The sequence below is a fragment of the Coprococcus sp. RTP31081st1_H1_RTP31081_211007 genome, from assembly GCF_040227275.1.
Lineage (GTDB): Bacteria > Bacillota > Clostridia > Lachnospirales > Lachnospiraceae > Coprococcus > Coprococcus aceti.
Window position 1 is genome coordinate 152,360 of sequence record NZ_JBEHVP010000006.1, and the last position, 17,864, is coordinate 170,223.

Sequence of the window (17,864 nt, forward strand, 5' to 3'; positions counted from 1 at the left end):
AAAGCTATATGGATGGGGATTTTTATGCTATGGACAAAATACAATAGGGGTGTTACAATCCGTTCAAAGTGTAGGTGTAAACATAAAGAGAAAGAGAAGAAAACGAATGAAAAAAGCACTTGTGTTATTGGTCGTAATGGTGTGTCTGGTGGCCGGAATATGGGGGATCTTCATGCTGAGAGACGGCGCGGGGAAAGTCGGAGGCCATAGAGAAAATGACAATGGAAATACAGGCGTGGCTGCTGATGTCACGGAGAGCGTAACTACGACAGAAGAACCGACCACTGATAGTCAGGAGACGACGGAGGTGACCGAGGAGGAGAAGCCGAGTCTGGTGGATGAGACCCTTGCGGGGATGACGCTTCATGAGAAGGTCTGCCAGATGATGTTTGTGACTCCTGAGGAGCTTACGGGAGAGGACAGCGTGACCGTGGCAGGGGATGCGACCAGACAGGCTCTGGAGAATTATCCTGTTGGCGGTATCGTGTACTTTGCGAAGAACCTTGAGAGTCAGGATCAGGTGAAGGAGATGATCGACAACTCCCAGAAGTACAGCAGTGTAGGATTATTTGTGGCGACTGACGAGGAGGGCGGCGTGGTAAACCGCCTGATGGATACTGTCGGAACCACATATATAGGCTCCATGTACTATTACAAGGACGACGGAGACGATACGGCATATGAGAACGCGTACACCATAGCAAATGATATGTCGGCGCTCGGCTTCAATCTCGACTTTGCGCCGGTGGCGGACGTGTGGTCGAACCCAGACAATACGGTTATCGGCGAGCGCGCATACAGCGATGACTACGCCCAGGCGGCAGAGCTCGTTGGAAATGCGGTGAAGGGCTTCAACGACGGAGGAGTCATGTGCACCCTGAAGCATTTCCCGGGGCATGGAGACACGGCGGAGGACTCACATTACGGCAGTGCATATGTGCATAGAACAAAGGAAGAGATCATGGCGGATGAGATGCAGCCGTTCAGGTCAGGTATAGAGTCGGGAGCAGAATTTGTCATGGTCGGACATCTGATCGTCCCGGATATAGACGAGGTTCCAGCCACTCTCTCATACAAGATAGCGACCGGTATTCTCAGGGATGAACTGAAGTTTGAAGGAGTTGCCATAACCGATTCATTTGAGATGGAATCCATAGCGGACAATTACAGTGTGGATGATGCGGTGGTGATGTCTGTAAAGGCGGGAATGGATATGATATTGCAGCCGAAGGATATGGCATCGGCGGTGAATTCCATAGAACAGGCAGTGGCGGACGGCGAGCTGTCAGAGGACAGGATAGACGAGAGCGTCCGAAGGATACTCACCCTGAAGGAGAGCCGCGGACTGCTCAAATAGCAAACTATGTAGTAATCAAAACTATTTAACCTTGTTATATATATTACATTGTGGTAAAATTATTTTATCTGGGGTGCAAAAATGCACTGTCAGCAGATAGAATGAAAAATACGAGGTATGAGATGAAAAGAGTAGTTGTAACAGGCATGGGTGCCGTGACACCTATAGGAAACAGTGTAGAAGAATTCTGGGATAATATAAAGAAGAATACAGTTGGTATCGGAGAGATCACAAAGTTTGATGTCAGCGATTACAAGTGCAAGCTTGCCGCTGAGGTGAAGAACTTTGATCCAAAGCAGTACATGGATCCAAAGGCGGCAAGACGTATGGAGCCATTCTGCCAGTACGCCATTGCAGCTACAGGTGAGGCTATAAAGGATGCAGGTCTTGACCTTGAGAAGGAAGACAGAACAAGGATCGGAACATGTATAGGAAACGGACTTGGCGGTGTTGCTACCATAGAGAAGGAGCACAAGAAGGTCGTAGAGGGCAAGGCGAACAGAGTCAGCGTTATGATGGTGCCTATGATGATATCCAACATGGCAGCAGGCAATGTGGCTATACAGTTCGGTCTTGAAGGAAAGTGTACAGATATCGTAACAGCATGTGCTACAGGAACAAACTCTATAGGAGAGGCTTACAGATATATACAGGCAGGAGAGGCCGATGTCATGGTTGCAGGTGGTGCAGAGTCACCTATCTGTGAGACAAATGTATCAGGATTTATCTCAATGACAGCGCTTTCAAGTGCAGAGGATCCTATGAGAGCGTCCATACCATTTGACAAGGACAGATGTGGATTTGTAATAGCAGAGGGCGCAGGAGTTGTTGTACTTGAGTCACTTGAGCATGCTCAGGCGAGAGGTGCCCAGATCCTGGCTGAGGTAGTCGGATATGGTTCAACCTGTGATGCATATCACATCACATCCCCTAAGGAGGATGGAAGTGGTGCAGGACGTGCCATGAAGCTTGCCATGGAGGAGGCCGGAATCACACCTGCTGACGTTGACTACATCAACGCACATGGAACAAGTACCCATCACAATGACCTCTTTGAGACAAGAGCCATCAAGTATGCTATGGGCGATGACGCATACAACGTGAACATCAATTCCACAAAGTCCATGATAGGACATCTGTTTGGAGCTGCCGGAGCAGTTGAGTTCATAACATGTGTGAAGTCCATAGAGGATTCATACATCCATCCAACAGTTGGTCTCCGCGAGACAGAGGGTGAGATGGATCTCAACTACACCATGGGCGAGGGTGTACATAAGGATATTACATATGCGCTCAGCAACTCACTGGGATTTGGCGGACACAACGCAAGTATACTTGTGAAGAAGTTCGAGGCATAATACAGGCAGGATTACTGATAATTACATATAACAGGAAAACATCACTTCAGACACAGGGGTGATGTTTTTTTGTGCGCTGTCCCAGGTTAATAAAATAAATATTTGGGGGACATAAACTAATAAAACCACAAAACGACACAAAAAAACATGAAAAACAAATGAAAACCAGAAAAACCCACAAAATGTGTTGACAATCCCACATGGCGTGGCTATGATACAAAGCAAAACAGAAGCGCGTATCTGATTTTAGAGTGCAAAGGGGCACGGAGATAGAACTGTAAAGTTTCATCTCTGTGCCCCTTTTGTTTTAACAGGGAAATCTTTTGGAGGTGGAATATGGCTACTAAATCAAGCATTATGGACACTAACAGCTACAGTGATGACTACAGTTCACTGCTCAGTAACACGACAAGGGATATGATAAACCGCCGTGAGAAATGGATGGGTGGCGCATACAGACTTTTCTATAGAAAGCCGGTCAACCTTGTGAGAGGACAGGGACAGTACCTCTGGGATGCAGAGGGGAATAAATATCTGGACATGTACAACAATGTGGCAGGAATCGGTCATTGCCATCCTGCTGTGGTCAAGGCAGTTACAGAGCAGATGAAGCTTTTAAATACCCACACACGTTATCTGCATGAGAGGATCATTGATTACAGTGAGGATCTGCTGAAGATGATGCCGGACGAGATAGACAAGATAATGTTCATGTGTACCGGTTCTGAGGCAAATGACCTGGCACTCCGAGTGGCACAGGAATACACGGGCGGCACCGGAATCATAGTTTCAAGGGAGGCGTACCACGGAACAAGTGCTCTGACATCTGGATGTTCACCAGCCCTTGGAAGCGAGCAGCCACTGCTTCCGAATGTAAGACTCATTGAGACACCTGACTATTACAGACATGGCGGTACACCTGAGGAGTTCACCGCATGGTATTCAGGAGAGATGCAGAAGAAGATCAATGAGCTGGAGGCAGCAGGATATAAGTTCTCATGCTTCCTTGCAGATTCTATATTCTCATCAGATGGAGTACATCCGAATCCGGTCGGTTTCCTGAAGGCGGCCATCGATGTGGTACATAAGAATGGCGGTGTATTCATAGCTGATGAGGTGCAGCCGGGATTTGCAAGAACGGGAGATGCGTTCTGGGGATTCGCCAGACATGGGATCATACCTGACATGGTGACAACAGGAAAGCCTATGGGTAACGGAATCCCGATATCAGGACTTGCCGCCAAGCATGAGGTACTCGCCGCATTCAGCGACAAACTTCCATATTTCAATACATTTGGAGGAAATCCAGTGGCTATCGCAGCCGCACAGGCTGTGCTTAATGTCATAAAAGAAGAAAATCTGCAGGATCATTGCAAGGTGGTCGGTGCAAAGCTTCTGAAAGCATTGCAGGAGGTAAAGGACAGACATCCTGATTCTGTGGGAGACGTCAGAGGCGCAGGCCTGTTCATTGGATTTGAGCTTGCGAAGAATGACGGCAAGAAGACTCCGGATCAGCAGAAGGCACTGGATGCCATCGAACTTCTGCGAGACAACAATGTACTGACTTCTGTTGCAGGCCCTTATGGAAATGTCTTAAAGCTTCGTCCGCCTATGGCATTCCAGAAGTGCGATATCGACTGGATAGCATCAACCCTCGATAAATGTCTGCATCAGCTTGAGTCATAGATAACACACGAAAAGGAGGAAGAATTATGAAAAAGAAGATTTGCTCAATACTTTTGGCAGCCGCACTGGCACTTACGGTGACTGCATGTGGAAGCTCTGGAGGAAGTACAGATGGGAGCACACAGGCAGTGACAACAAGCTCTGAGTCCAAGACGGACAAGGACACACTGGTGATCCTGGGAGCAGAGAACTGGCAGGCATCACTCAGCCCTCTGAAGCACACTTCCACGATGATGCTTCACGCAGAGGCCATAGCTCTGGAACATCTACTGGTCATGGATGAGAAGACACAGGAGCCACAGCCTAATCTTGCTACTGAGTGGTCATATGACGACAGTCAGACAGTCTTGACGGTCAAGCTTCGTGAGGGCGTAAAGTTCCACGACGGTTCAGACTTTACCGCAGAGGATGCCGCAGCATCATGTGAGGCATATTCAAGCTCACAGAACGTATCCGGTTCATGGTGGGCAGATGAGTTAAAGTGTAAGGTCATAGACGATTATACATTTACCATAACTCCGGCATCGGGAAAGCCTCTTGGCTCTCTGGTCAACATGCTTTGTTCAACTCCGATAATGTCCGCTGACGATCTTGCAGATCCTGAGAACACTCTGGATAAGAGATACAACGGAACCGGCCCATACAAGATGGTAAGCTTTGAGAACGATACAGCGATATATGAGCTGTTCGACGATTACTGGGGAACTCTTCCTAAGATAAAGAAGATCGAGTACAAGTACGTTGCGGATGCCACAACACGTCTGTCAGCATTGCAGTCAGGTGAGGCCGATGTCATCGAGCGTGTTGATTCCGATGCGGTGTCTGTGCTTGAGTCAGACAGCAATATCGTGGTTGACAAGTTCCTCACCACAGAGTGTAAGCACCTTATTCCAAAGTTCAAGATGCCGCCTATGAATGAGAAGCTCGTCAGAAAGGCGATAGCCTACGCGATTGATTATGACGGAATCGTAAATGATATATTTGGCGGATATGCAGAGAAGGCAGACAGCTTTATCTCCTCAACTATATGGGGCTACAAGGCTGTAGGTGGTGTCGGCGAGTACGATCCTGAGAAGGCTGCAGAGTGCCTGAAGGAAGCCGGCTATGAGAATGGCGAGGGCCTTCCAGAGCTCAACATCTACACATCCGTTGGTTTTTACCCTAAGACAAAGGAATATTACGAGTACATTGCAGCTTGTTTACAGGCTGTCGGTATCAACTGTAAGGTCGTTCCACTTGATACTTCATCATGGGGCGATGTGTTATATGAAGAAACTCCTTGCTACATGATCGACTGTGGATGGCAGCCATCAGGTATCGAGCCTGAGCTGAAGCTGAATTCATGGTATGCAGCAGGTCGAATCAGCCACTATGAGCCTACGGCAGAGCTTCAGGACATCATGGACAGATTCGCAACTGAGACAGACCCAGATAAGAGAAAGCAGATCCTTCAGGACGAGTACCTTCCGGCCCTGGCAGAGGAGATGCCTGATATCCCTATCATCAAGTCCATGACTATCTTCGGAGTAAGATCAAATGTCAAGGGTCTTGAGTACACAAGTGGTGCAGATTATATCTTCACAAATGTCACAAAAGAGTAAGCGCATAGCAATATATTAGATTCACAAAAAGGGGCTGCATGTGTAAGGATACAGCATGTGGCCCTTTTTAAGAAGGGAGGAAATCAAAGTGCTGGGAACCGTTTTAAAAAGACTTGCACAGGGCATTTTTGTTACCTTTTGCGTTATATTTATCAGCTTTGTAATACTTCGAATGATACCGGGAGATCCGGCGAAGGTCATGGCTCCGACAGCAACAGTAGAACAGCAGCAGGCGATCAGAGACAGTATGGGACTGGAAAAGTCCATCCCGGAGCAGTTTAAAATGTACATGGTGAATCTGTTCCACGGAGATCTTGGAGAGTCATATTTCAAGAGCGATACAGTCCTGAATGTTATGGAGCAGGCCACACCTTTATCATTGATACTGCTGATATCTTCAGTGGTCATATCGATCATATTATCCCTGATCCTGGGAACCATCGCAGGACTAAATGGAAATAAATGGGAGGATCGTCTCATCTCGAGTATTGCGGTACTGTTCCAGTCAATGCCTAACTACTGGGTATCCTCCGTGTTGATCATTATTTTCTCAGTCAGATTTGGACTGCTGCCGTCAATGGATTATTCGGGACCTGCATCCTGCGTGCTCCCGACAGTTGCACTGGCACTTCCGCTCACGGCGGTGCTCACCAAGGTGGTGCGTTCCTCACTGATCGACAGTTACAATCAGGAATTTGTCAAGGTTGCATATGCGAGAGGAATATCGACAGTGGCGATATATTTCAAATACGCACTCAGGAATTCACTTATCCCTGTACTGATATCCCTAGGAACACAGCTTGGCTTTCTGGTAGGAAGTATCGTTGTTGTCGAGTATGTATTTAACTTCCCGGGAATCGGATACACGGTGTTAAATGCGATCCTTCGAAGAGACTACAACCTGGTCCAGGGAATTATCATTCTGTTTTCCGTATTCTTTATTGTTTTGAATATTGCCATTGATCTTGGAAGTATCCGTCTTGATCCACGAATGAGAAAAGCACAGGGAGGACTGTAATTATGAAGAAAAAAAGTAAATTTAGATCAGTCCTTCAGTGGATTGGTAAAAACAAATTATTTACACTTGGAATCATTATTGTAGGAATCTATCTCCTTGCCGGAATCTTTGCGCCGCTCATCGCGCCGTCGGACCCGGGCAAGGCAAATCCATCCATCAGATTATTGAAACCATTTCAGGATCCGGCACACTGGCTGGGAACTGATGCCATAGGACGTGATCTGTTCTCGAGACTTTTGTATGGAATCCGTACCTCAGTCATAATTGGTTTCTGCAGCGTTCTGCTGGCCGCCCTCATAGGACTGATAGTCGGAATCATATCCGGTCTCACAAGTCCGGGACCTCTGGATTCAGTGCTGATGAGAATCACCGATGTACAGATGGGATTCCCATTTATCGTACTTGCCATGATCGCACTCACACTGTTCGCACCGAATGAGGTGTCGGTAACCATAGTGCTGAGTCTGGCACTGTGGCCGGCCTATGCGAGAACGGTGCGGTCAAATGTAATACCCCAGAAGAGCACAGATTATATCGCAGCGGCAAAGCTCATGGGGGCGAGCTCATGGAGGATATCCACGAAGTATATCGGCAAGAATCTGATCCCTGCCATGCTTCCTCTCATACCGCTTGATATCGCCGGAATGATCATCAATGAGAGCTTGCTCAGCTACATGTCACTCGGTATAAATCCGCCAAAGATATCCCTTGGAAACATAATGTCCGATGCCCGTGGCTATATTGCATCTGATGCATGGTATATCATGATCCCCGGCATCGTTCTTATCATCATGGTTCTCGGACTGAATTTTATCGGTGACAATCTTCAGGTTCATTTCGATCCAAAGCTTCGCAAATAGGAGGATAACAGTATGGATAATAATACAGAAAAAGATACAGATGTGATCCTTGAGGTAAAGGATTTAAAGACCTATTTCAAGACCGGTCCGCACAAAGTCGTGAAAGCAGTTGAGGGAGTCAACTTCTCACTGCGGAAGGGCAAGGTGCTTGGAATAATAGGAGAGAGTGGTTCCGGCAAGAGCGTGACGGCGAGATCGATACTGAGGATCGTGGAATCTCCGGGTTACATAGCAGGCGGCGAGATCAGGTTCAAAGGTCAGGATATACTGAAGCTCCCGGAGAAGGAGATGAAGAGCATCCGTGGAAATGAGATCTCCATGATATTCCAGGATCCTACTACATCGTTCAATCCCTACATGACAATTGGAGCACAGCTTGCCGAGGCCTATAACGCACATACCCCATCGGGTTCAGAAAAGGCAAAACAGGAGATAATGAGAGTCCTCAAGCTTGTCGGAATAACCAACGGCGAGGAGGTCATAAAGAAATACCCGTGTGAGTTCTCAGCGGGTTTCAGACAGAGGATATTCATAGCGATGTCAATGATATTGTACCCGGATCTGCTCATAGCGGACGAGCCTACAACAAGTCTTGGAATCACCATTCAGGCGGAGATCATCGAAGCCCTCAGTGAGGTGCAGAAGCAGACCGGCATCTCCATCATGATAATCACCCACGACTTTGGCGTGGTGTCCCAGTTCTCAGACGACATATTTGTCATGTATGCGGGAAGATGCGTGGAGTCGGCATCCAAGAAGGATCTGCTCAGAAATCCAAAGCATCCTTATACGGTTGGACTTATCCGTTCTGTTCCGCTTCTCGAGGCTCGTAAGACGAAGAGACTGAAATCCATTCCGGGATTCCCGCCGGATATGTCAAATGTCCCGGAGGGATGTCCATTTGCTTCCCGTTGTGAATATGCGAAAGATATATGTCATAAAGAGGTGCCGGCACTGAAACCGGTTGGAGAGGGACATATGTGTGCCTGCCATTTCCCACTGGATTATGACATTAACGAAGATACAGAATTGGGGTGATCATATGAAGGATATAGTATTATCTTGCGATAATCTGCTGAAGCAGTATCCGGTGAAAAAGGGAATGTTCAACAAGGTTGTCGGACAGAAGAACGTAGTCGACCATGTCTCGCTGGAGCTGGAAAAGGGCAAGACACTTGCGATCGTCGGAGAGTCGGGCTGTGGCAAGACGGTGCTGACGAGAGTCATGCTGGGAATTGAGGACAAGACGGACGGAAGTATAGTATTTGAAGGAAAATCCGTGGACGATATGACGCCCCAGGAAAAGAGCGATATGAAGGCAAAGATACAGATGATCTTTCAGGACACTCTGGGATCGCTGCATCCGAGAATGAGTATCCGTGAATCACTTGAGGAGCCATTGATCCTGAATGGAGTGAAGGACAAGGAGGAGAGGGAGAAGATCATTCTGGACACACTTTCACAGGTCGGAATGGCACCGATGTTCCTTGACAGATATCCGCATCAGTTATCCGGTGGACAGAGACAGAGGATAATCATAGCGCGATGTCTGGTCGTCACACCGAAGATCATATTTGCCGATGAGCCTATATCGGCACTGGACGTGTCATTGCAGGCACAGGTCATAAATATGCTGATGGATCTGCAGGACAAATATAAGTTGTCCATGCTGCTGATCGCCCACGATCTGGCTGTGGTGAGACAGATCGCGGATCAGATAAAGATCATGTATTTCGGAGAGATAGTCGAGAGTGCACCGAGCAGCGAGATATACAAGAATGCGCAGCACCCATATACAAAGGTTCTGCTCAAGGCGGCTCCGAGTATAAGCAAGGGACTTGAGGATGCGGGCTTTGACATAGACCTTAAGCCAGGTGATATACCTGATCCGGCAAAGCCGATGCCGGGATGTCCGTTCTGTACACGCTGTATATATGCGGATGAACGTTGCATGAAGGAGCGCCCGGAGGAGACAGAGGTATCACCGGGACATACGGTTCGCTGTCACAAGGCAGGACAGATATAACAGAGATTAAGGAGGAATCGTGATGGAATATAGTGCAGTCAGTACGATATGGATTATGGTAGGAACGGTACTCATTTTCTTCATGCAGGCGGGCTTTGCGATGCTTGAGACCGGCATGACGAGGGTAAAAAATGCGGGAAATATCGCCATGAAGAATCTGGTTGACTATTGTATCGGTTCGGTGACGTTCTGGTTGATAGGATTCGGAATTATGTATGGCGGCGACGGAGCTGTACTGGGTAAGATCAAAGGTGTGGCAATGGAATCGGTATATGGAGGCGGCATGCTTCCTGACGGGATCCCATTCTGGGCATTCCTGATATTTCAGACAGTATTCGCTGCGACGGCGGCGACCATCGTGTCGGGTGCCATGGCGGCGAGAACTAAATTTGCAGCATATTGTATCTACAGTCTGATGATAAGTCTGGTGATCTATCCTATATCGGGACACTGGATATGGGGAGACGGCTGGCTGGCACAGCTCGGATTCCATGATCTTGCCGGATCCACAGTTGTACATATGGTGGGCGGTGCCGCTGCATTTGCAGGAGCGTGGATGCTCGGCCCGCGTATCGGAAAGTATTCAAGAAGCGGAAAGTCGAAGAAGATACCGGGACACAGCATGCCGCTGTCAGTGCTTGGAATATTTATCCTGTGGTTTGGCTGGTTCGGCTTCAACGGAAGCTCGGTTCTGCCACTGACAGGAGATACGGTGTCGCTAGTTGGCAAGGTGTTCTGTAACACCAATCTATCCGCTGCGGCTGGAGCAGTCACAGCGATGTGTATAAGCTGGGCGTGGAAGAAGAAGCCAGATATCGCCATGACACTCAACGGCGCTCTGGCAGGCCTGGTTTCTATCACTGCGGGAGCCGACGTTATAAGTACACCACTTGCGGTGTTGGTCGGAATCGTGGCCGGAGCGATAGTAGTTGGGGGAATGCATTTCATAGAGAACGTGGTAAAGATAGATGATCCTGTGGGAGCCATCGCGGCACACGGATTCGGTGGCCTGTGGGGAACTGTAGCGGTTGGATTGTTCTCAGATGGAACCGCTACAAGGACAAAGGGCCTGCTGCTCGGCGGTGGTGGCTACCAGTGCGGAATCCAGATCCTTGGCGGAATAGTTGTGTTCCTGTATGTATTTGCAGCTTCGGCACTACTGTTCAAGATCGTTCAGAAGACCATCGGCCTTCGTGTATCGGCTGAGGATGAGATGGATGGACTGGATATCAGTGAGCACGGATTTTCAAATACTTACACAGAGGTGCTGTCCTCAGACGGAATAAGCGCGCCTATGATGAATGTGCCTAAGATCGATGGCAAGGCATTTGACAGCCCAGAAAATGCGGAGAATCTTAACATATCCAAGGTGGTCATCATAGCGAGAAAGAATAAGCTTGACGCACTGCTTCACGCCATGAATGACATAAATGTAACTGGAGTTACGATCACGGATGTGACCGGATATGGTATACAGAAGGGAAATAATGACAAATATTACCGCAGCTCGGATGCGGATCTGAACCTGCTTCCTAAGGTGAAGGTCGAGGTCATAGTCAGCACTGTACCTGTGTCCAGGGTTGTGAAAACTGCGGAGAAGGTGCTGTACTCGGGCAACTATGGCGATGGCAAGATATTCGTATACGATGTGAAAAATGTTGTGAAGGTTAGAACCGGAGAGGTTGGAAGAGAAGCATTGATTGATGAGAGCAAGTAGGAGAGGAGGCTTTTTTATGCGCAAGACAACAATTGATGAGGCGATCGCAAGGGTTGATGACTGGAAGGGCAAGGAGATCAGTTACAAGCCCGTTTCAGGAGGAATAACGAATCCGAATTTCAAAGTGGATGTGGAGGGAGAGCATTTCTTCCTCAAGATACCGGGAGCCGGCACGGATTACATAAACCGTGAAGTATGCCACGAGGCAAATGTGATCGCGGACGAGAGCAAGGCAGGCCCAAGAGTCTATTATTATTTCGAGGATACAGGTGTTGAGATATTCCAGTGGCTTGACGGCTACCGCCAGGTGACATTTGGCGATGTGTATGACAAAGATATATTCCAGTCAATATTCGAGAGGATCAGGGACTTCCACCATCTCGAGACAAAGCCGCTGAACCTGAAGCAGAGCATATTTGAACAGGCGTGGGATATGAACGCAAGGGCGAAGAAGGGCGGCTATATATCACCGTTTAATGACAAGATGGAGTATCTGCTCTCTGCTATTGAGAAGGCGCTGGCGGGCAGTGAGGAGCTGTGTCCGTGCCACAATGATTTCTGGACAAACAACCTGATGTACAACGAGGAGACAAATGATCTGAAGATCATAGATTATGAGTATGCGTCCATGAATGATCCTTATGTGGATCTGGGTCTGATATCTGCTGTGAACTATTTCACCGAGGATATGGATGTGGAGATGATGAAGATATACGGCGGAGGCAAGGTTGATGAGAGAGCATTTGCTAGAATGAAGCTGAACAAGATAGCCTGCGATATCAAGTGGGCGTATTGGGCACTGTATCAGGCGGCCAGCTCCAACGTGGAGTTTGATTACATGAACTGGTATGGACAGAAGATGGCGAGACTGCAGCATTTCTGGCTCGATTCAAGGCTGGATTACTGGCTCGACGTTGCGAGGGAGAAGAGTACCCGTATCAGTTGATGATCAGCAGATCGTATTATGAAACCGGTTCAGGAAAGGGAGATGTATAGCATGAAGGATTATTATAAGAATATGGAAGATTCATGGGTAGAATTTGTCAGTAAGAATATACGCGCACAGGCATATTCCGGGGAGGAGAAAGCCACCTCGGAGGTGTTTATGCAGGCCATGGATGAGCTTGGTATTGAGCATTTCCGCGATGAGTGCGGCAACGTGGTCGGAGTCATCCGCGGAGAGGGTGACGGTCCAAACGTGCTTCTGACTGGACATATGGATGTTGTGCCTGAGGGAAGCATAGATGCATGGAGTCCGTATTCGCCATTTGAGCCGAAGGTGGAGGATGGAAAGTTATACGGCAGAGGCATAAGCGATATGCTTGCTGGCCTGACTTCGGAATTCTTTGCATTTATGGAGATCAAAAAGCTGGTGGATGCCGGGGCGAAGATATCGGGCAATCTTATATTTGCTGCAGTCGTCTATGAGGAGCCGGCGGAGAGTATCGGAACGATTTATCTTATGGAGCACACTCTTCCGGAGCACGGCCTTGATGTTGACCTGTGCTATCTGGGGGAGCCGTCCGACGGCAATCTTGCCATCGGACAGCGAGGCAAGATCGAGCTTGTCATAGAGGTGTACGGTAAGGTGGCGCACTCGTCCGCTCCGCAGGAGGGCATAAATGCTGTTGAGAAAGCGCTCCCTATAATGGATGCGATCATGCATAACTTTGGCAGTGAACCGCTCGTACATGAGATGGGTAAGACGTCCATGGTCATCACTGATGTGGTGGTAACACCGGGACAGAAGTATTCCTGTGTGCCGGACTATTGTGAGATCACAGTGGATCAGAGATATGTGCCACCTATGACCATAGAGGATACGGTGAGCAGGGTTCAGAAATTCCTGGATGAGCAGAAGAAAAAGGATCCTGAGCTCAGAGCTGTCGTTCATCCGAGAATGAATAAGAGGACGTGTTACACCGGTTATGAGGCGGAGGCGGCAAAGCAGCATCCGGCGTGGGTGACCGGCAAGGATAATGAGTATGTCGAGCTGACATACAGGACGCTTAAGAAGCTTGGTCAGGATGTTGAGAAGATATACTGGCAGTTTGGAACCGACGGAAGCGTTATATGCGGCAAATACAACATACCGACTATAGGATATTCGGGTGCGATGATGAGTCAGGCGCATCAGGCACAGGAGCATGTGGAGATCGACAGGATCCTCGACTGTATAGAGGGATATACTGCGGTTCTCTGCAGGCTGTATGGACTGGATATGCCGGAATAAAGGTTTACACGGCACCGCTTATTTTGATACAATCATGTTGCAGGTCAGAAAACATAGGGCTCAGTTTATAAGGAAGTAAGGGAGGGGACAGATGTTAGCAGATCAGCGTAAACAGATAATATTAGATCAGGTAAATCTTAATCATTCGGTTACTGTTGCCAGACTGGTTGAGCTGCTGGGCGTGTCGACCGAGACGGTGAGACGTGATCTTGAGGATCTTGAAAATAACAACATGCTCACGAGGGTACACGGCGGTGCGGTTTCTGTGAAGAAGAGATACCGGTTTGAGGATATGGATGTCAGGGGCACATCCAATATGGAACTCAAGGAGCAGATAGCCAGGAAAGCGCTTGAGTATGTGAAGGATGGAGACACCATAGCGATAGATTCAGGCAGCACGGCGTCGTTGTTCGCCATGGCATTGAAGGCGCACAATTTTGACTCACTATCCGTCATAACCTATTCCTCGGAGGTGTTCTCCATATTATCGGAATGTGGAAATTACAGGATAACCCTGCTGGGCGGTGAATATCTCCCGAAGGAGAAGTTGTTTTATGGCTTCCTGACACATGAGGCGATGCAGAAACTTTATTTTTCAAAGGCATTTGTAGTACCTTCGGCACTTTCGGTCGAGGATGGCGCACATGATTTTATAAGGGAGACCTATGAGAATCAGTGCATGCTGATAGGCCATGCTAGCGAGGTATTTCTGCTGGCGGACAGCACGAAATTCGAGACAAAGGGAGATTTCAAGCTCAGTGATCTCCAGCCGGAATTCACCATCATAACCGACGATAAGCTTCCGGAGTCCGTATACAATATGTATAGAGATCACAAGCTGAACGTGGTAAGTTGATGACAGTCAAAAAAGTGTCTGTTTGCCTCTCTTTGGGTGTACAGAAGATCGATAAAATAGTATAATAAATGTGCTATATAAAAGATTGGACGGACAACTAAAGGAGGGTTATGGTTATGTACGAGAACAAGGATATGCTCAGTTGGCTTGGCTATTTTGCAGACATGATGAAGGTCAGTCCTGAGAAGATAAAGATGCTGAATATATGCGGAAAGCAGAAGAACGTTGTTCCGACTATAGACACACACAAGAGAGTTCTTATATTTGCAGATCAGAGTCATGAGGATCTGTTGTATACGCTTTGGGAGAAGGGCTTTGGCGAGTATGACATGTGGTATGCAGAGGGTGTGGAGCCCGGCGGCGAGGTTCATCATGACAAGCTGGAGAAGGTGCTGAACAGGAAGATAACAGGGCCAACAGTTATATTCATCATGAATGAGAAGACAAGGGAATCCGTCAGATACGGAATTGCAAATGATTTCTTCTCGGCTGGAACAGTACACTATGTCGGCAAGGAGATAAGAGCAGTCATCATGAGTCTGCTGGATGTGGATACGCATGACACCATCTTGGCACTCCAGGCCGAGAGTATAGTCATTGAGGCTGCGATCGTGGCAAGCGAGGGCAACATTATAGCCGTTGAGCCGGACGAGGGTTCGAGAAGATCCATGGAGGAGAATGTTGACAAGTTCGGAGTACATAATGTACAGATAATCCCAGACATGAGCGAGGAGACTCTGGCAGCCATACCTGTTCCGAGACTGGCATTCATAGTTGCAAATCATTATCTGGAGTCAGATATGGAGAGACTGCTCAAGATCAATCCGAATATGCAGTTTGTCATATACACACTTGATCTTGGAATACTTGCACAGGCAAAGCTCATATTTGACAAGCTCGGAATAAAGAATATGGAGGCCATTCAGATATCTGTATCCAAAACCAACAAGGACAACATGTTCGTTACCCAGCCGTCACCATGGCTTATCACCGGTGGAGCAGAGTAATCGACATCATAATATTTATATATAAGAAAAACCGCCTTTATGTAATAGGCGGTTTTCTTGTGTCTTCCAGACGGACGATTCCGAGGATCGTTCCCAGACAAATGATATCACTTGTGAGATACAGGGATCTATCACATCTGCTGACAGCTTCAAGGTATGGTGAGCCATCCTTTTCTGTATATTTTCTGATCATCTCGACTCCATTCTCGTTCAGGAATAACGCAATATCTCCGAAATGAGGAAAGTTTTGTTCCACGGCTATAATATCATCCTTAATATAGATAGGATGGAGCATATTGGTCGTGAGCCTCAGACAATAATCTGCATTTGGAAAATAATCGGCGGGTATCTCTATAAATTCTGTCGCGTGTGTTGAGTAGTCTGAATTGGAAGCAAGCGTGTGAGTTGAGGAAATACACGGAATCCTGCGCGTTTTGGCGCGGTACGCATCCGCTGAAGGAAGCTTCTTCTGCATGTGATCTTCAGAGTCCGCCATTAGCATGACCATCCGCTTGCCGTGGATGTTGAGTGTTCTGTATTTTTGCAGGAGATACAATTCCTCGTCCGTAAGGCTGCGCCTATGGAGAAATCCATCCATGGTACATCCAAGTGCGTCTGCGATGGATATCATAAGCTGTATTCCCGGGCTCTTGGTCTTGCCGCTCCTGATGGCTTTTATCGTATCCTCAGAGACATCTGTCAACTCAGCTAACTGACTGATCGTAACCCCGCGTTCAGCCATGACTTCCCTGAGTCTTTTCCCTATATCGTATTGTTGCTGCATGTAATTCACCTCAGTAACATTATATAATAGAAGAAACAGGCTTGTCCAGTTGAAAAGTGTAAGAATATACACTTTTGCGATTTGTGTATGCGCAGGAAAGTGTATGAACTGCTCTTTAATATGAAATTAAATATGATATAATGAATTTATCTGTTACATCGAGAGATGACAAGGGGGTCATTTTCTACAATAGTCTGTCACAATGGGGGTGACGGATTACGGCAGAGGGAACAAGGCTATCACGTGTCGAGCGTTAGGGCGTCGAACACGAGATAGCCTTTTTTCGTGGGGGGCGAAGGACGGACGGCTGGGTATTCTTCCGCGGGGCGGGTATATCATCTGCTATATATGTGGTATCACGCTCTACTTCCTTCGCTTCGGCTTAGCTTCTATATGCACTCGTTTCCGGCCGCGATAAGGGCGATGCGGCTTCCAACTCGGCAAGAAGCACCGAAGCTCAGTCGTATTCGCTACCGATACCACATATATAGCAGATGATATACAGCCGCGGAAGAATACCCAGCCTGTTTCTGGCGGAAGGGTGATGGGAGTGGCGAATTTTACTTTGATGATTTGGAAGAAAAGCTAATTATAAACGAAATGTTAAAATTATAAAAAAAGTATAAACTGGCGATACGTTAGATTTTATGCGGGTTTCTTGAGAAAACTGTGACAAAAAACTGTTTTTGTTACGAAAAATAATACAAAAATAAAAAATGATTAAAATTTGACTATAAGGGCAAATATATGACTTTAAATTTGTTTTGAATGGTGATAAAATACGCAAGCAAGGAGCGAGAGCAGCTTTTTAGAAAAAAAGATAGGGGAGTATGACCGTATGAATGTAGTATTTTTTGATGTAGACGGCGTACTGAATTCGGAGAAATTCCTGTGTGAGAAGCATGGGGAGTTTATCAATCCTAAGAATGTGGCTAACCTCAAGATGGTTGTGGATGCCACAGGAGCGAAGCTGGTCATGACAAGTGACTGGAGAAAACAGGTGATTGATAAGGATATCAGTAAGGCACACGTAAGGGAACTGATAGACAGACTTGCGGATGCTGGAATGGAAGTATATGGGGCAACTTCTTCAGGGGATGAGCTCAGAAACAAGTATGGGGATTATACCAGAGCATGTGCAGTCAAGGATTATGTGGTTGCGAATTCCGTAGAGGGATATGTCATATTTGATGACATGGATATGGACTGGGAGGCTCATGAACTCGATTCTCACTGGATCAACACAGAGAACGTACTTGTGGGGCTGTCTGAGGCAGATGCCATGAATGCTATTTCTATAATAAACCAATAATAAACTGAAATAGCATTTTGACATACAATAAAACAGTGTGAAAGGAAGT

Annotated in this window: 15 protein-coding genes; 14 read left to right on the top strand and 1 reads right to left on the bottom strand. The window is 47.4% G+C overall.

The window, feature by feature from the left end; translation table 11 throughout:
• Window positions 1–106: 106 nt before the first annotated feature.
• From ABUA31_RS10835 to ABUA31_RS10895, 13 genes are all read left to right on the top strand, one after another.
• A complete protein-coding gene (locus ABUA31_RS10835) occupies window positions 107–1,357 on the top strand; it encodes a glycoside hydrolase family 3 protein (protein ID WP_349818577.1) in 1,251 nt (416 codons plus the stop codon).
• A 122-nt stretch (window positions 1,358–1,479) separates the two neighbouring features.
• A complete protein-coding gene (gene fabF, locus ABUA31_RS10840; protein WP_022216985.1) occupies window positions 1,480–2,715 on the top strand; it encodes a beta-ketoacyl-ACP synthase II in 1,236 nt (411 codons plus the stop codon).
• Between the two features lie 336 nt (window positions 2,716–3,051).
• Entirely contained in the window at window positions 3,052–4,401 is a 1,350-nt protein-coding gene (locus ABUA31_RS10845) for an aspartate aminotransferase family protein (RefSeq protein WP_349818576.1), read from the top strand.
• Window positions 4,402–4,427: 26 nt separating this feature from the next.
• The gene (locus ABUA31_RS10850) at window positions 4,428–6,002 is read left to right on the top strand and encodes an ABC transporter substrate-binding protein (protein ID WP_349818575.1); all 1,575 of its coding nucleotides are present in this window, start codon (window positions 4,428–4,430) and stop codon (window positions 6,000–6,002) included.
• An 88-nt stretch (window positions 6,003–6,090) separates the two neighbouring features.
• Window positions 6,091–7,020: an ABC transporter permease gene (locus tag ABUA31_RS10855; protein ID WP_349818574.1), complete on the top strand. Its 930-nt coding sequence runs from the start codon at window positions 6,091–6,093 to the stop codon at window positions 7,018–7,020.
• Window positions 7,021–7,022: 2 nt separating this feature from the next.
• Entirely contained in the window at window positions 7,023–7,880 is an 858-nt protein-coding gene (locus tag ABUA31_RS10860; RefSeq protein ID WP_015534630.1) for an ABC transporter permease, read from the top strand.
• 12 nt (window positions 7,881–7,892) lie between these two features.
• The gene (locus ABUA31_RS10865) at window positions 7,893–8,918 is read left to right on the top strand and encodes an ABC transporter ATP-binding protein (protein WP_015534631.1); all 1,026 of its coding nucleotides are present in this window, start codon (window positions 7,893–7,895) and stop codon (window positions 8,916–8,918) included.
• Between the two features lie 4 nt (window positions 8,919–8,922).
• A complete protein-coding gene (locus ABUA31_RS10870; protein ID WP_349818573.1) occupies window positions 8,923–9,906 on the top strand; it encodes an ABC transporter ATP-binding protein in 984 nt (327 codons plus the stop codon).
• A gap of 22 nt (window positions 9,907–9,928) precedes the next feature.
• Window positions 9,929–11,623 carry an ammonium transporter gene (locus ABUA31_RS10875; RefSeq protein ID WP_349818572.1) on the top strand — a complete coding sequence of 565 codons (1,695 nt, stop codon included), beginning with the start codon at window positions 9,929–9,931 and terminating at the stop codon, window positions 11,621–11,623.
• Window positions 11,624–11,639: 16 nt separating this feature from the next.
• Entirely contained in the window at window positions 11,640–12,569 is a 930-nt protein-coding gene (locus ABUA31_RS10880) for a choline kinase family protein (RefSeq protein WP_055145103.1), read from the top strand.
• 51 nt (window positions 12,570–12,620) lie between these two features.
• Window positions 12,621–13,856 carry a M20 family metallopeptidase gene (locus ABUA31_RS10885; RefSeq protein ID WP_158576540.1) on the top strand — a complete coding sequence of 412 codons (1,236 nt, stop codon included), beginning with the start codon at window positions 12,621–12,623 and terminating at the stop codon, window positions 13,854–13,856.
• A 91-nt stretch (window positions 13,857–13,947) separates the two neighbouring features.
• Window positions 13,948–14,712: a DeoR/GlpR family DNA-binding transcription regulator gene (locus tag ABUA31_RS10890; protein WP_173794964.1), complete on the top strand. Its 765-nt coding sequence runs from the start codon at window positions 13,948–13,950 to the stop codon at window positions 14,710–14,712.
• 116 nt (window positions 14,713–14,828) lie between these two features.
• The gene (locus ABUA31_RS10895) at window positions 14,829–15,719 is read left to right on the top strand and encodes a hypothetical protein (protein WP_055145109.1); all 891 of its coding nucleotides are present in this window, start codon (window positions 14,829–14,831) and stop codon (window positions 15,717–15,719) included.
• Window positions 15,720–15,756: 37 nt separating this feature from the next.
• On the opposite strand, the gene ABUA31_RS10900 is transcribed toward ABUA31_RS10895, so the two are convergent.
• Complete coding sequence (locus ABUA31_RS10900; protein ID WP_015534638.1) at window positions 15,757–16,503, bottom strand: helix-turn-helix domain-containing protein; 747 nt, start codon at window positions 16,501–16,503, stop codon at window positions 15,757–15,759.
• Window positions 16,504–17,341: 838 nt separating this feature from the next.
• Between ABUA31_RS10900 and ABUA31_RS10905 the strand changes: the two genes are divergently transcribed.
• Entirely contained in the window at window positions 17,342–17,815 is a 474-nt protein-coding gene (locus ABUA31_RS10905; protein WP_022216975.1) for an HAD domain-containing protein, read from the top strand.
• Window positions 17,816–17,864 lie beyond the last annotated feature (49 nt).

What these genes read in the sequence shown, in the direction of transcription:
- ABUA31_RS10835 (WP_349818577.1), top strand. Translation starts at nt 107, where the DNA reads ATGAAAAAAGCACTTGTGTTATTGGTCGTAATGGTGTGTCTGGTGGCC.
- fabF (WP_022216985.1), top strand. Translation starts at nt 1,480, where the DNA reads ATGAAAAGAGTAGTTGTAACAGGCATGGGTGCCGTGACACCTATAGGA.
- ABUA31_RS10845 (WP_349818576.1), top strand. Translation starts at nt 3,052, where the DNA reads ATGGCTACTAAATCAAGCATTATGGACACTAACAGCTACAGTGATGAC.
- ABUA31_RS10850 (WP_349818575.1), top strand. Translation starts at nt 4,428, where the DNA reads ATGAAAAAGAAGATTTGCTCAATACTTTTGGCAGCCGCACTGGCACTT.
- ABUA31_RS10860 (WP_015534630.1), top strand. Translation starts at nt 7,023, where the DNA reads ATGAAGAAAAAAAGTAAATTTAGATCAGTCCTTCAGTGGATTGGTAAA.
- ABUA31_RS10865 (WP_015534631.1), top strand. Translation starts at nt 7,893, where the DNA reads ATGGATAATAATACAGAAAAAGATACAGATGTGATCCTTGAGGTAAAG.
- ABUA31_RS10870 (WP_349818573.1), top strand. Translation starts at nt 8,923, where the DNA reads ATGAAGGATATAGTATTATCTTGCGATAATCTGCTGAAGCAGTATCCG.
- ABUA31_RS10875 (WP_349818572.1), top strand. Translation starts at nt 9,929, where the DNA reads ATGGAATATAGTGCAGTCAGTACGATATGGATTATGGTAGGAACGGTA.
- ABUA31_RS10880 (WP_055145103.1), top strand. Translation starts at nt 11,640, where the DNA reads ATGCGCAAGACAACAATTGATGAGGCGATCGCAAGGGTTGATGACTGG.
- ABUA31_RS10885 (WP_158576540.1), top strand. Translation starts at nt 12,621, where the DNA reads ATGAAGGATTATTATAAGAATATGGAAGATTCATGGGTAGAATTTGTC.
- ABUA31_RS10890 (WP_173794964.1), top strand. Translation starts at nt 13,948, where the DNA reads ATGTTAGCAGATCAGCGTAAACAGATAATATTAGATCAGGTAAATCTT.
- ABUA31_RS10895 (WP_055145109.1), top strand. Translation starts at nt 14,829, where the DNA reads ATGTACGAGAACAAGGATATGCTCAGTTGGCTTGGCTATTTTGCAGAC.
- ABUA31_RS10900 (WP_015534638.1), bottom strand. Translation starts at nt 16,503, where the DNA reads ATGCAGCAACAATACGATATAGGGAAAAGACTCAGGGAAGTCATGGCT.
- ABUA31_RS10905 (WP_022216975.1), top strand. Translation starts at nt 17,342, where the DNA reads ATGAATGTAGTATTTTTTGATGTAGACGGCGTACTGAATTCGGAGAAA.